The organism is Cyanobacteria bacterium FACHB-DQ100, from assembly GCA_014695195.1.
Classification (GTDB): domain Bacteria; phylum Cyanobacteriota; class Cyanobacteriia; order Leptolyngbyales; family Leptolyngbyaceae; genus Leptolyngbya.
Genome location: JACJNW010000028.1, coordinates 315,397 through 329,480, shown reverse-complemented (window position 1 = coordinate 329,480; position 14,084 = coordinate 315,397). Strand labels below are relative to the sequence as shown.

At 49.3% G+C, this 14,084-nt stretch carries 12 protein-coding genes; 5 read left to right on the top strand and 7 right to left on the bottom strand.

Annotated features, from left to right (window positions below):
- Positions 1 to 14 precede the first annotated feature (14 nt).
- The 3 genes from H6F51_12710 to gndA all read left to right on the top strand — a co-directional run bounded on the left by H6F51_12710 (position 15) and on the right by gndA (position 4,448).
- Positions 15 to 1,031 carry an SDR family oxidoreductase gene (locus H6F51_12710; GenBank protein MBD1823342.1) on the top strand — a complete coding sequence of 339 codons (1,017 nt, stop codon included), beginning with the start codon at positions 15 to 17 and terminating at the stop codon, positions 1,029 to 1,031.
- Positions 1,032 to 1,161: 130 nt separating this feature from the next.
- The gene (locus H6F51_12705; GenBank protein ID MBD1823341.1) at positions 1,162 to 2,805 is read left to right on the top strand and encodes an ATP-dependent DNA helicase RecQ; all 1,644 of its coding nucleotides are present in this window, start codon (positions 1,162 to 1,164) and stop codon (positions 2,803 to 2,805) included.
- 125 nt (positions 2,806 to 2,930) lie between these two features.
- Entirely contained in the window at positions 2,931 to 4,448 is a 1,518-nt protein-coding gene (gndA, locus tag H6F51_12700; protein ID MBD1823340.1) for an NADP-dependent phosphogluconate dehydrogenase, read from the top strand.
- A gap of 94 nt (positions 4,449 to 4,542) precedes the next feature.
- Here the strand turns inward: gndA and H6F51_12695 are convergent, their stop codons facing one another.
- The 5 genes from H6F51_12695 to H6F51_12675 all read right to left on the bottom strand — a co-directional run bounded on the left by H6F51_12695 (position 4,543) and on the right by H6F51_12675 (position 11,944).
- Positions 4,543 to 6,027: a glucosaminidase domain-containing protein gene (locus tag H6F51_12695; GenBank protein MBD1823339.1), complete on the bottom strand. Its 1,485-nt coding sequence runs from the start codon at positions 6,025 to 6,027 to the stop codon at positions 4,543 to 4,545.
- A 339-nt stretch (positions 6,028 to 6,366) separates the two neighbouring features.
- Complete coding sequence (locus H6F51_12690; protein ID MBD1823338.1) at positions 6,367 to 7,143, bottom strand: 3'-5' exonuclease; 777 nt, start codon at positions 7,141 to 7,143, stop codon at positions 6,367 to 6,369.
- Positions 7,144 to 7,218: 75 nt separating this feature from the next.
- Positions 7,219 to 8,652, bottom strand: coding sequence for a DEAD/DEAH box helicase (locus tag H6F51_12685; GenBank protein MBD1823337.1), 1,434 nt, complete (start codon positions 8,650 to 8,652; stop codon positions 7,219 to 7,221).
- Between the two features lie 200 nt (positions 8,653 to 8,852).
- Entirely contained in the window at positions 8,853 to 10,226 is a 1,374-nt protein-coding gene (gene rimO, locus H6F51_12680; protein MBD1823336.1) for a 30S ribosomal protein S12 methylthiotransferase RimO, read from the bottom strand.
- A 245-nt stretch (positions 10,227 to 10,471) separates the two neighbouring features.
- On the bottom strand, positions 10,472 to 11,944 hold the full coding sequence (locus H6F51_12675) for an HlyD family efflux transporter periplasmic adaptor subunit (protein MBD1823335.1): 1,473 nt from the start codon (positions 11,942 to 11,944) through the stop codon (positions 10,472 to 10,474).
- A gap of 128 nt (positions 11,945 to 12,072) precedes the next feature.
- Here H6F51_12675 and H6F51_12670 point away from each other — a divergent pair, with 128 nt between their 5' ends.
- Positions 12,073 to 12,345 (top strand): hypothetical protein, encoded by a 273-nt coding sequence (locus H6F51_12670; GenBank protein ID MBD1823334.1) that lies wholly within the window; start codon positions 12,073 to 12,075, stop codon positions 12,343 to 12,345.
- A gap of 3 nt (positions 12,346 to 12,348) precedes the next feature.
- Entirely contained in the window at positions 12,349 to 12,708 is a 360-nt protein-coding gene (locus H6F51_12665; GenBank protein ID MBD1823333.1) for a cupin domain-containing protein, read from the top strand.
- Positions 12,709 to 12,718: 10 nt separating this feature from the next.
- Here the strand turns inward: H6F51_12665 and H6F51_12660 are convergent, their stop codons facing one another.
- Both H6F51_12660 and H6F51_12655 read right to left on the bottom strand, forming a co-directional pair.
- The gene (locus H6F51_12660; protein MBD1823332.1) at positions 12,719 to 13,204 is read right to left on the bottom strand and encodes a nucleoside deaminase; all 486 of its coding nucleotides are present in this window, start codon (positions 13,202 to 13,204) and stop codon (positions 12,719 to 12,721) included.
- A complete protein-coding gene (locus tag H6F51_12655; protein MBD1823331.1) occupies positions 13,204 to 13,839 on the bottom strand; it encodes a dTMP kinase in 636 nt (211 codons plus the stop codon). The genes H6F51_12660 and H6F51_12655 overlap by 1 nt, the downstream gene beginning before the upstream one ends.
- Between the last annotated feature and the right edge of the window lie 245 nt (positions 13,840 to 14,084).

The following is a 14,084-nucleotide window of genomic DNA, read 5'->3' as shown; positions in this document are numbered from 1 at the left end:
TCCTTTAAAAAACAATGAACTTAAAACCGATTAATCAACAAGTTGTAGCAGTCGTTGGAGCTTCTAGTGGTATTGGTCGCGACGCGGCTCTGAAGTTTGCAGAACGGGGTGCTAAGGTCATTGTGGCTGCACGGAGTCAACAGGGCTTAGCAAGCTTGGTCGAAGAGATTCATCAGCGCGGCGGTGAAGCGATCGCGGTGATCGCGGATGTGGCAGATTACGAGCAAGTCAAAGCGATCGCAGATAAAGCAGTCGATCGCTTTGGTCGGCTTGATACTTGGGTTCATACTGCCGCAACCGGATTGTTTTCGACCTTCGATCGCATCACACCCGAAGAGTTTAAGCGGGTGATTGATGTCAACATGATGGGTCAAGTGTATGGAGCAATGGTCGCGTTGCCGCACTTGAAAAAAGAAGGACGTGGATCGCTGATTCATATTACTTCGGTTGAAGCACGTCGATCGCTGCCTTATCAAAGCCCATATTCTGCTTCAAAGCACGGAACCATGGGAATGATTGATGCACTCCGATTAGAGCTAAAGCATCAAGGTTATCCGATTAATGTTGCCAACATTATGCCCGGAGTAATCAATACTCCGTTCTACACTAAAGGCAAGACAAAACTTGGTGTTAAACCAATGGCAACACCCCCTTTCTACAATGCCAGCTTAGTGACGGATGCAATTCTATATGCTGCTGAACATCCGGTTCGCGATTACATTGTCAGCGATGTTGGCAAGGTGTTAGATGTTGTTCAACGGATTTCTCCAGGTTTGGTCGATACTGCATTGTTAGCGATCGGATTCGTTTCACAACGCACCAAAGAAGAAAAGGGCGAGGACGATCCGAACAATCTGTACGAAGCAATTCAAGAACCGGGATACGATCGCGTCAATGGCGACTACAGCAATCTTGAAATTCCCAGCTTCCTCGACCACATTGATAAAACTCCGTTGTTCTCGCTCGGCGTACTTGCGGCGGCTGTTCTCGGCGGATTAGCATTCTTCGGCGGATTCAACGACCATAGTTAAATGCTCAAGAGTTAGATGTTCAAGAGTTAGATGTTCAAGAGTTAAGCGTTCAAGTTCTCATGCTGTTCAACCTCTCGAATGTGGGACAAGTCTAACTTGTCCTGCATTTTCTTTTCTAACTATCACACCAATGGCAAGAAAACGCTCCGTCTCAATTCAAAAACTCGCTCAAACTCATCTCGGCTACGATGACCTCAGACCCGGACAAGAAGCTGCGATCGCATCCGTCCTAGAACATTGCGATACTCTAGCTGTGATGCCAACCGGATCAGGTAAATCAGCAATCTATCAGCTTGCCGCCACAAGGATTCCTGGAGCAACCATTGTTGTTTCTCCACTGTTAGCGCTACAAAAAGACCAAGTGGAGTCGATCGACAAAGAAGATATTGATGTTGGGAATGCAGCAGTGATCAATTCAACGATCACAGCATCAGAGCGGGCTGAAATCTTCGATCGCTGGCACAATGGCAAGCTTGAATTCCTGTTTCTTGCACCCGAACAATTCAACAATACAGACACGATCGAACATCTACAAGCGGCTCCACCTTCGCTGTTTGTGATTGATGAGGCGCACTGTATTAGTGAGTGGGGACATAGTTTCCGCCCGGATTATCTTCGATTAGGAACCGTGATCGAAGCATTAGGACATCCCACAACATTAGCTTTAACCGCAACTGCATCACCGCCTGTGCGTGAAGAAATCATTCAACGTTTAGGCATGAACAATCCGAGAATTATTGTTCGAGGCTTCGATCGTCCGAATCTGCGCTTAGCCGTTGAGAACTATGATGATGAAGCCGAAAAGCAAGAAATCTTTGTCAAACGCATTCAACAATTAACAAAGCCGGGGATTGTTTACGTTGCGACTCGCAAAGCAACTGAGTCATTAACGGATGCACTGAATCAAGTGGGAGTTCGCGCGATCGCTTACCATGCCGGACTCAAAACCAAAGAGCGCGAACAAGCTCAAAATGCATTTATGTCTGACGAAGCAGAAGTAATTGTGGCAACCACTGCATTCGGCATGGGTGTAGATAAATCGAATGTTCGATTTGTGCTGCACTATAACATTAGTGATTCGATCGATAGTTACTACCAAGAAATCGGACGCGCTGGACGAGATGGTGATCCCGCAAACATTATTTTGTTTTATACGCCTCATGATTTGAACTTACGCAAGTTCTTTTCAGGAGGTGGAAAGCTTGATATCGATCAGATTATTGAGCTTGCTAACATTGTTCGACAACAATCAGAACCCATTCATCCAAAAGCCTTAAAACCCCTAATCAACCTATCTCAGGCAAAGTTAAAGATAACCTTAAGCCATCTAGAATTTTTAGGTGTGATTGAAACGCTTCCAACCGGAGAAGTGAACCTCAGCAAGAACGCACCAGACTTAACACAAGCCGCGCAAGAAGTGTTACAAGCACAAGAGCGTAAGATTAAAGTCGAGCGATCGCGCCTCGAAATGATGCGGAGTTATGCTGAAGTGCAAGACTGCCGCCGCAAGTTTCTCCTGAACTATTTCGGTGATCCCCGTGAAGAATTGTGTGGAAATTGTGACAACTGCTGTGCCGGAATTGCGGCTCAACAAAACGATTCCCGCAAACCCTACCCCCTCAACAGCCGAATCCTGCATAAATCCTGGGGTGAAGGCACGGTGATGCGCTACGAAGGTGACAAAATCGTGATTCTGTTTGACGAAGTTGGCTACAAAACCATCAGCCTAGAAGCCGCACTCCTGCGAGGTTTACTCCAGCGCCTCAATACTTAAACGATTTCTCACCTTCCCTCTATAGCCAGAGTCTTAATGTAATCTTCCACGTTACCTTGAGACGATCGAGCTACCTTGAAGAAACGATCGCTTCCTTGCCGTTACAGAGTTAGCAGAGAATTTATATGGCACAAAGTTTTGGTGTAATTGGTCTCGCCGTAATGGGCGAGAACCTTGCGTTAAACGTCGAGCGCAATGGCTTTCCCGTCGCTGTCTACAACCGAAGCCGCGAAAAGACCGATGCTTTCATGGAGCATCGAGCAGGCGGAAAGAATGTCAAGGCAGCGTATACGATCGAAGAATTCGTTGCCTCACTCGAACGTCCCCGCAAAATCCTGATCATGGTGAAAGCAGGTGTGCCTGTGGATGCCATGATCGAACAACTCAAACCGCTCCTCGATGAAGGCGACATCCTAATCGATGGCGGTAACTCGCTATTCAGCGACACCGCCCGCCGAGCGCGTGAGCTTGAAGCCGCAAAATTTACCTTTATTGGAATGGGGGTGAGCGGCGGTGAAGAAGGTGCGCTGAATGGTCCGAGCTTGATGCCCGGTGGAACTAAGTCCGCTTACGAATTTTTAGAGCCGATTTTCACAAAGATCGCGGCGCAAGTCGATGATGGGGCTTGTGTAACCTATATTGGCCCGGGTGGCGCAGGTCACTACGTCAAAATGGTTCACAACGGCATCGAATACGGCGATATGCAGTTAATCGCAGAAGCCTATGATTTGTTAAAGAATGTCGGTGGACTCAATCACAACGAACTGCATGAAGTCTTCAGCGAATGGAACACGACTCCAGAACTGAACTCTTATCTAGTCGAAATTACCGCAGATATCTTCAAGATTCTTGATCCCGATACGCAAAAGCCGCTTGTCGATTTCATTCTCGATGCTGCGGGGCAAAAAGGAACCGGACGCTGGACAGTGACCGATGCACTGGAACAAGGCGTTGCGATCCCCACAATCATCGCTGCGGTGAATGCTCGAATTATGTCTTCGTACAAGTCCGAGCGGATCGAAGCCTCCCAGCAATTGAGCTACCAGAGTCCGAAGTTTGAGGGCGATCGCAAGCTTTTCATCAACGCGGTTCGCGATGCGCTCTACTGCTCGAAAATCTGCTCCTATGCTCAAGGGATGGCGCTGCTGAATGTGGCATCTCAGAACTACGGTTATGAGTTGAACTTGGCAGAATGTGCGCGAATCTGGAAAGGCGGTTGCATTATCCGGGCAGATTTCTTGGGCAAAATTCAAAGCGCGTTTATCGATAATCCAACGCTACCGAACTTGCTCCTGGCTCCTGAGTTCAAGCAAACGATTCTCGATCGTCAAGGGGCATGGCGTGAAGTGATCATGGCTGCTGCTCGTCACGGAATTGCGGTTCCTGCATTCAGCGCATCGCTCGACTACTTCGACAGCTACCGCCGCAATCGCTTGCCACAAAACTTAACCCAAGCGCAGCGCGATTATTTTGGCGCACACACCTATCTCCGCACCGACAAAGAAGGCGTATTCCACACGGAATGGACGACTTTGGCGCAAGAATCCGCCTCCAGCTTCTCGACTCCGCAGAAGCTTGTAGCAGACCAACCGCGTCCTCATGCAGAAGATGTTGAGATAAAAGAAGTGCAGACGAATCGTTAGTCAGCTACACTTAAGCCACTAGCTTGGGAACGTTTACATAAAAAGGTCGATCGAGGGATTTTCTTGATCGACCTTTTCGATCGCTCCGAGCGATTCACCCAGTTGTCGTGAGTTGATACTCATAAAGCTGTCTCAGCAACCCTAAAATTTTCTCTGCATAGAACGGATCATCTGAGTAATACCGCCCTAGCTGCTCGATCCCAGGTGCGATTCCACGTTCAATAAAGCGAAATCGTGGCGTGACGATCGCTTGATTCAGTGGCTCTAAGCTGGCGTAAGTTTTCAATAGCTGAATATGGGCACGTACTCCGGTTCTAGTGTTGGGAAAAACCGCGCCGTCTGAAGCACTCCCCACATCCTTGAGGGCAGCAAAGTTGTTCCGGCTCGGCTGAAACACACCTCCAAAGCGAAAAAAATTAGTTTCGATTAAAGCCTGCGTAAATGCGATATCCGGATTCACGCCTTCGATCGTCGCTTCTTCGATATACACATCGGCAATTTCGGGAAAGGCTCTAAATGCTTGGGGATTGTTCTGCTGAAGAAATGCTTTTAAGGTATTTTTTGACAAATAACCGCGTCCCATAATGCGGCTTAGTTTATTTGAGGTCAAAAGCGGCGTTGTTCGTAAAACAACCGTTCGACGGCTAGAACTCCAGCCCACTAAAACGCTCAAGGCTCGTAAATCACTCGCTCGAATATAAGTGCTATTGTTGCTTGTGATCAGCCGCGCCGTTTTAGAGCGTTGGGCATCAATCTTGAGCTGATTTAACACCTCGATCGGAAGATAAGCACTGCCTTCAATAATCGCCCCTTTGCGATCGAACACTTTGCCATTGATGCTGAGATTGATCGGCGTTGGAGTTTGGTTCCAACGCACTAATCCAGTCGCAATGCCTTGAGCGATCGCCAAGGAGCGAGACCGAACGATCGCTCGATCCTGCGGACTCGTGGCAAACCCGACGCTGAGCGCGATCGCCGGAATCTTCATTTGGCGCACAAACGGAAGGCTACCAAATGCGGTTTCAGTATCAGGTTTGACTCCGCGATCGATCCAGTTCGGCACGTTCATTAAAATTTGATCAATCAGTTGCTCCGCCTGTTGACGGCGCTCCAAACTTCCTGCCCGGTAGAACGCTGCAATGCCTCGCGCATCAGGATTAGAAAATGCGTCAGTTTGGATCGATAAAGCTGTATCTCCAGGAGCCGCACGTCGATTGATCCAAGCGATCGCGGTTTCTGGTGGAAGCCCTATCGGAACCTCTACAACCGTAAAACCTTGCGTTCTTAGCGCCGCTGCCGTTTGGCTCCGGAGACGGGTTAGGCTGGCCGCGATCGAGGATTGCGCCGATCCAGCTAAGTTAACAACAAGAAATACTCGCTTGATCGGTTGAGTTGTAGGTCGAATCGTTTCGAGGCGATCGCGTCTGTTAGAAATACCACCAGTTGAGTCGGGCAGGGACATCCGCTCTGGCGCAACCGCACGATCGTCAGGTCGTTTTCGCTCTGAGGCGATGAATGGTTTACAGGACTTAATCTCTACATTCGTGCAATCCGGGCAGCAATTCGACTCGAATATCATGTGTAGTGTTGCTAAGCTGAATCATGTTGACCTCGGTAGATACGCAAAATCCCAGCGTCAGTACGATAGAGTGCTTCGACGCGATTTAAGAAGCCCTAATTTCTAAATTCCTCATACTGAGGAACCTTGAACGATACCGGATCGAAGCGTCCTATAAGTGAAAAGTTTAGGCGGCGCGCTCCAACTAAACCGCAGCGAAATCTCCATCGATCAACGGAATCCGATCAATTGCTCAGACGCTTTCAGGCGGAAATAGTGCCTTATCCCAAATCTCTAAATACTCGCCACACATCAGCCCTGCACCAATACAAGCCATTACGATTGCACTCAGTTCACCGACTAAGTGAGCGAAAGCTGATGCTTTTGCCAATACATCCGCTCAACATCAATACGACGATACAGATGAGCACCCGTCCGAGAAACATAAGGTTCAATCCCTGCGACATCCATCCGAGTCCGCACCGTTTTGTGGGAACCCCCTATAATTTTTGCAGCATCGCCCAGCGACAAAAGCTGCTGCCCGATTCTAGTTAAAACCGTTTCATCGTCTTCATTAGCAATCTGCTTCAGCAACATTTCTGCTAAAAGCCAGCATGCCATCGTATCGGCTTCAGCGCGATGCGACTCTCCCACCGGAAATTCAAAGTGTTTGACTAAATTCGGTAAGCTGCGGGATGGCAACTCAGACAGCATCAATCGCGCCAGCTTCACTGTACAAAGCTGCTCTGACTTCGATCGATAAAACGAAATGCCCAATCGCGCATACTCTGATCGAATAAACGGATAGTCAAAGCCAATATTATGCGCCGTCAGTGTTCCCTGCTCTAGCAAAGGTAAACACTTCAGCCAGACCTCTTCGGGGGCAGGCGCATCTTCTAGCATCTCCTGAGAGATTCCCGTAATGTTGGTGATAATCGGAGAAATTACCACATTAGGGTTAATTAGATAAGTTTCTTGATTGAGAATGCCATCTTTCAAGCTCGCGTTCAAAACAGAGACTTCGATCGCTCGACTCCGCGGCGGTTTGTGTCCAGAAGTCTCTAGATCAACCACCGTCAGCGGACGCGAACAGATATCTCGATAAAACGCAAGCAGATCTGTTGAAAGAGTTGGCATAGTGTGAGTCCGAAAGCTGGAAAACTCCGACCTCTTGAAGAAGTCGGAGTTCTAATCATACAAAGGAGCGAAGCGTTACTTAGACTGAGCAGGCTGACGACGATGACCCGACGATCCCGAAGGTCTCGATCGCTTCACAGGCTTAGATTTAGCTCCCCCGTTCATCCGTCCACCAGATGACTCTTCAGGAGTTGGATCAGTGCCCATCGTAATCCAAGCCGGACGAGTGCGATCGTAGATCATTTGCAGCGCGGCAGCCGCGATCGTATGCGGTTCGTAATCTTCAGCTAACTGAGAGACGATCGGCAAGAACGATGCCACACGCTCACCTGCTAAGGCTTCACGCACTTGAGACTGTAATTTATCCAAGTAGCGAGCTTCGATCTCGGCACGAGTCGGAATCGCTTTGATTTCTAAGCGCTGACGCACATGGTTTTCAATGTCGCGCAGCTTGCGGCGATCAAGCGGATGCACGAGTGAAATCGCAGTCCCTTCTTTACCCGCACGACCCGTCCGACCAATCCGGTGAACATAGCTTTCAACGCTATCTGGCAAGTCGTAGTTGATCACATGAGTCAAGTCATCGACGTGAATTCCACGTGCGGCGATATCAGTTGCCACGACCCACTTGATCTGCTGCTGACGGAACCGCAGCAACAAGCGCTCTCGCTGACTTTGGCTCAGGTCGCCGTGGTATTCATCCACGCTGTGTCCTGCCGCTTGCAATTGACTGGTGAGTTCTGCCGCAGCGCGACGAGTCCGCACAAAGATAATTGCTGCTTCTGGATCTTCAAGTTCCAGAATCGGCAGAATGGCTCTAGCTTTTGTCCAACCCCGTGGAATCGTGTAAGCCACTTGATTGATTCGCGAGGGTGCCGCCTTCGGTTGTTCGATCGTCACGGTAATCGGCGATCGCAAGAATTTCGTCACCAGCTTGCGAACCGAAGGCTCCATCGTGGCTGAGAAGAACGTGGTCTGACGTTCAGCGGGGGCTTGGTTCAGAATCTTCTCAACATCTTGAATAAAGCCCATATTCAACATCTCATCGGCTTCATCTAAGACAAGCCAATTGAGATCATTGAGTCTGAGGTCGCCGCGACCGAGCAAATCGATCACTCGCCCTGGGGTTCCCACAACGATTTGAGCACCACGACGTAAGCGATCGACTTGCAAATCAATCGATTGTCCGCCGTAGATTGTCACGACTTTGACTCGACGATCGTCGGTAAACGATCGAATCGCTTGGCAAACTTGCATTGCCAGTTCGCGAGTCGGGGTCAGAATTAGCGCTTGGACATTCGGAGATTTGGGATCGATGCGCTCCAGAATTGGCAGACCAAATGCGGCCGTTTTTCCGGTTCCGGTTTGGGCTTGACCGACAACATCCCGCCCCGCCAGTAGATGCGGAATCGCTTGTGCCTGAATTGCAGTCGGAGCTGTAAATCCAAGGTCTTCTAAATGGCGAATCCGGTCTTCAGACAGTCCAAGGCTATGAAAAGAAAGGGTCATTGAGTCTCCTAGTAAAAGTAAGGGTCTTGCGCCGGAGCGACAATCTCGAACTCAGGGACGGTCTTTGCAATCACAGCCAAGCCGTCTGAATCGGACATAGAAGCAATTTGCTCCTACAACATTGCCACTAAAGGCGCGGGAAAGGGGTAAGAAATTAGAAGCGGTGAGGGTCTAACATTCAGAGCAAACGGGGTACATCGTCATTTCAACACAGCACTAGCAGGAACGGCGAGCGCGGAGTGCTGGATCAAATCCGCAGCATTCGCAACTCGTCCGTATAGGTCGTACACATCCGCATCGACAATCACCACAGGCACGATCGTGCCGAGTGGAGCATCGCCTTCGATGTATACAATTCCGTCCACATCCGGGGAAAATCGCGCCGATCGTCCGATGCGCTCTCCGGTTTGGGGATTCTCTTGCTCGATCAGCACGTCCACAACTTTGCCGATCTGAGCACGATTCTTTTTGAGGGAAATCGGTTGCTGAAGCTGCATCAAGGCATCTCGACGCGCATCCATGACCGATTGAGGCAGTTGATTCGGCAAGCTGTAGGCGGATGTTCCTTCTTCAGCCGAGAACGTAAACACACCAACGTGATCGAACTCGTGTCGCCCAATAAACTGCTTGAGATGCTCAAAATGCTCGTCTGTTTCGCCAGGAAAGCCCACAATCAGCGTCGTTCTTAACACTGCATTGGGAATTTCTGCTTTCAGCCGTTCGATAATGCTGTCGTTCACCCGACCTTGCCAGGGGCGATTCATTGATCGTAGCACTTCCGGGTGGGAATGCTGGAGCGGTAAATCTAGGTAGGGTAGAACGTTGGGCGTTTCTCGAATTGCTTCGATTACTTTAGGGGTGAGTCCGGTCGGATAAGCGTAGTGCATCCGAATCCAGGGAACATCAACTTTGCCCAAAGCGCGAAGCAGTTCGGCAAGCTTAGGTTCTCCGTAAAGATCTAATCCGTAGTTCGTCGTAATTTGCGAGATTAAGATAATCTCTTTCACGCCTTCTGAAGCCAAGTGTTCCGCTTCTTGGACGATCGACTCAATTGTGCGCGATCGCTGGTTTCCTCGCAAGTGCGGAATAATACAAAAGGCGCATCGATAATCGCAGCCTTCTGAAATCCGCAGATACGCGACACCCTCGGTCGTCGTGCGGTATCGGGGAGTGGTTTCGTCGGCGATATAAGTCGGTTCTTCGGAAACCTCTTTGACGCGCTCTCCAGATTCTGCGCGCTTAATCACATCTACTATCTTATGATAGTCGCCTGTGCCCACAAGCGCCACTGCTTCCGGTAATTCGTCGAGTAATTGTTCTTGAAAGTGCTGCGCCATGCAGCCTGTAATCACAATCTTTTTGTCAGACTCGGCTAACTCCACTAGGGTTCGCACCGATTCTTCGCGGGCAGCTTGGATAAAACTACAGGTGTTGACAATGACGTAGTCGGCGAGTTCTTCGTCTGCATCGACCTGATAGCCTGCTTCGACTAAAAGACCGAGCATATGCTCTGTATCAATTCGATTTTTTTCGCAGCCCAAATGAGAGAAGGCGATCGTTGGCTTGTTGCCCATGTAGAACTTCGGATAAGTAAGGAAAGTGAAACAGAAATCTTCGATCGCAGCGAAGCCTAAAGAATTAGCTCGATCGCTCCCGGAGTTTCCTCACTTTACTCACCACTCGAAGATGCGGTGTGGTCAGACGCAATCGTTTCGCTACACTATGGTCTATCATAGCGCATATCTGAAATATTACGTTGTGTAAATCAGATTTTTTCAGCAAAGATTGAGCGTCCGAAAACACCCAATCTTTTTCCGCTCTATCGAACCGAGAAGGCTTCGCTAAATCGTCGTGTAATCGGCTCAACCAAGAAAGAGAGAATTGATCGCTTGCGCGTCACAATATCTGCTGTTCCTGCCATCCCTGGAGAAAGTTCGACATTGCGACCCCGAACGGGAATTGCATTACGATCGAGTCTCACCTTTGCTGGAAAAACAGGTCCTAATTCGCGCCCGTTTTCATCTCTTTCGACCACTGCGTCTGGGCTAATCGAAATCAGTTCTCCCTCGATCACGCCGAATTCTTGATACGGGAAGGTTGCCAGCTTCACTTTTGCTTTCATTCCCGGACGCACAAAGCCAATATCTTGGTTAGAGACTTTCACTTCTAGTACCAAGTCGCGGTCTTTTGGCAGCAGCGAGAGGAGCTCTTCACCCTGCTGTACCAATCCTTCTGTAGCTTTGAGGTTATAGATTATTCCCGCAAAAGGAGCCGTGATCGATTCGCGGTCTTTACGTTGCTGAGTTGCAACTGCAATTTCGCCTTGTTTTTTGGTCAACTCTTCCCGGCGTTGTTTTAACTGCGTCAAAATCTCTGATTGACGTTGAGGGGTGAGTCCTTGTGCGGTGCTGCGTGCTGATTCAAAAGCCTGTCGAGCCTGATTAATCCGCTGTTGTTGCGCTTCAATTTCTCTTTCAAGGGAAGTGATTTGACCTTCCGCCTCGTTAATTTGGTTGATGGCGCTTGTCAGTTGTTGGCTAGCTTGTGTCACCTGTGCCGCTGCGTTCAGTAATTCTAAGTGCGGAACGGCTCCGCTGTCTTCTAGCGTTTTGAGGCGTCTTTGTCGCTCTTGGGCAATTTCTAGGTTTTTACGAGCATCTGCTTTACTTGCCGTCGCGTTTGTCAAAGTTGCGCGGGCATTGACCAAGTTTTCCTGGAAGCGCTCCAGACGGGCTTGGGCTTCACCGATCGTGGCGTTTTGACGATTGGCTTCAGCAATTGCAGCATTTTGCTTATCGATAAATTCTCGCTGGCGTGAGGCAGTCAGTTGATCTTGTAGCGCATTTCCCGTTGCGCCTTGTCCTTGGCTCTCCGCTTCGAGTCGCTGAATGTCTTCCTGAATTTTTTTCGCGTCCTGCTTCAAGCTATCGACATTCGTTTCGGTTGCCCCTGGGTCGATTTCCATCAGGGTTTGTCCTTTTTCAACGGTCATTCCTGGCTTGACGTTGATTCTTGTGATCGTGCCGACGCTGGGAGCGCGAAACGGTCGAACTTCAGTCGAAGGAACAATTTTCCCGGTGGCGTTGGCAACTTCTTCGACTTCGCTAAAGTGCGCCCAGTTGATCGTTCCCAGCACTAAAACGCTGATGCTGCCTGCTAAGACTCGGGTATAGACTGGCGGCAACTCCTGTACCGCTTTGCCTAACTCGTAGGATAGGGAGTCTTCAGGGTTGGCAAGCTGATGGCGGGTTTGTTGGGATTGGGCGGGGCTAGCAGCCAGAGAAACTCTCATGATGGTGTTGATTAAGTGGGCAATCGCAAGTTTGGTAAATCACCCTTAAGTAAGTCCGGGGTCAGATGCCAAGGGGTCTACTATTATTTAACCTAAATTGCCCATAACAATCTGGTTGATTTCGTGAGATGTTCTTTAAAGTTTTAGTGAGCCTGATTCATTGGTTTCAGCCCTTCTTGGTTCCGACTTGTTTTATTGCGGCTTGGGCGCTGGTTTTGAGCATGGCTTGGCGGACGTTTGAGATCACACGAGACACGGTGAAGCAAGCCAAGCAGATGCACCAAATTCCCTGCGCGGACTGCCAATTTTTCACCGGAGACTATAATCTCAAGTGTCCAGTGCATCCGATGACCGCGCTTTCCGAAGATGCGATCGCTTGCCCCGATTATTACGAGCGTTAACTAATGTTGGTGAGGAAATTAGCGGATTGTCCTGAGTTTGTCGCAGGAGACGGTACGCTGCTGCGGGAATTGCTGCATCCAGAAAAGCAAGAGATTGAGCTGCGCTACAGTTTAGCTCATGCGATCGTGCCGGTGGATCAGGTATCCATCCCGCATTCTCTCAAGACTTCTGAGGTGTATTACATTCTCAGTGGCGTGGGTGAGATGCATATCGATGATGAGGTGCAGACAGTTCGAGTGGGCGATGCTGTATACATCCCGCCGAATGCGCGGCAGTTCATTCGGAATGTGGGGCATGAGGCGATCGTTTTTATTTGCATCGTTGATCCGGCTTGGCGCAAAGAAGACGAAACGGTGTATTAAGTCCAAAGTATTAAGTCCAAAAATCGCGATGGACTTCCAGAATTTCCTCTGCAACCTCTGGAATTTCGCCCCAAACTCGAATGGGCTTTTGACCTTGTTGAAAGATCGATCGACAAGGTAAATTTAGCGTTGGATTCTCCGAATGATTGCCTGTCAACTCTAATAACCGAGTCTCCGCAATTCCATACACTAACCGCTCAATATTTCCCCAATACAGCGTTCCAGCGCACATGGCGCAGAGTTCAACCGTTGTGTAGAGGGTGCAATCCCACAAATACTCCGGACTCAAATTTTGATACGCCGTTCGGATAAGCACCGATTCAGCGTGATTAACTGAATTGACGTTGCCTTGCTCGAACAAAACGGTTTTGTGATCCGGAGCAACCAGAATCCCACCGAACGGATGATGACCAAAGGAGCGCGATCGCACGGCAATCTGATTTGCTCGCCGCAAATGTTTCAGTATTTCCTCAGCAGTCGGATCGCGTGTTTCCATCACATCCCCCAGCGCTTCAGTGCCTGACTCAGTACAGCTTTAACTTGTTCTGCCACCGTTAATTCGCTGCCGCTCCCATCAATGCGAACGATACGATCGGAATTCTCCTGCGCGAGTGCTGCAAATCCCTGTTGAACGCGATGATGAAAATCAAGACTGGCTTGCTCGATACGATCGCGCTTTCCTCGCTGTTTCATCCGCTCGAATCCAACTTCGACATCAATATCGAGCCAAATGGTTAGATCACTCTGTAATCCACCGGTTGCCACTTGGTTGAGTTGGTCGATCAAGGTGCGATCCAAGCCGCGACCGTAACCTTGATAAGCGATCGTCGAATCAGTGTAGCGATCGCACAAAATGATCGCGCCTCGTTCTAAATGCGGACGCAAAAAGGTTTCGACGTGCTGAGCGCGATCGGCAGCATACAGCAGCAACTCAGCCCGATCGTGAATTGATTCCTCGTCATTGTGCAGTAAAAGCTGACGAATGCCCCCACCGAGTCGAGTTCCGCCAGGTTCGCGGGTTGAAATTATCTCTACTGGAATGCTGCGGGTTAACCATTGGCGCGATCGTTCAAGCTGCGTCGTCTTGCCACAGCCTTCTATTCCTTCAAAGACAATCAATTTTCCACTCATCTTAAACCCACGTCAGTTCCGATCCTCTAGCGTATTTCAAATTAAATGCTTTCTATTCGATCTCCGCAGAATAGATCACTTTTGAGGTTATCCGCTATAAAGGGGCTAGAACGACTTGTCACTAAGAGCGCCATGCTCTAGACAAGAACTACGCAGACTGCTGGCTGTATTGGTCTGGCGACCGAATTAAAATTTACGGGCAGATACCTAGACCAGAGCATCGTTTTAGCGTAGGTTGGTAACGG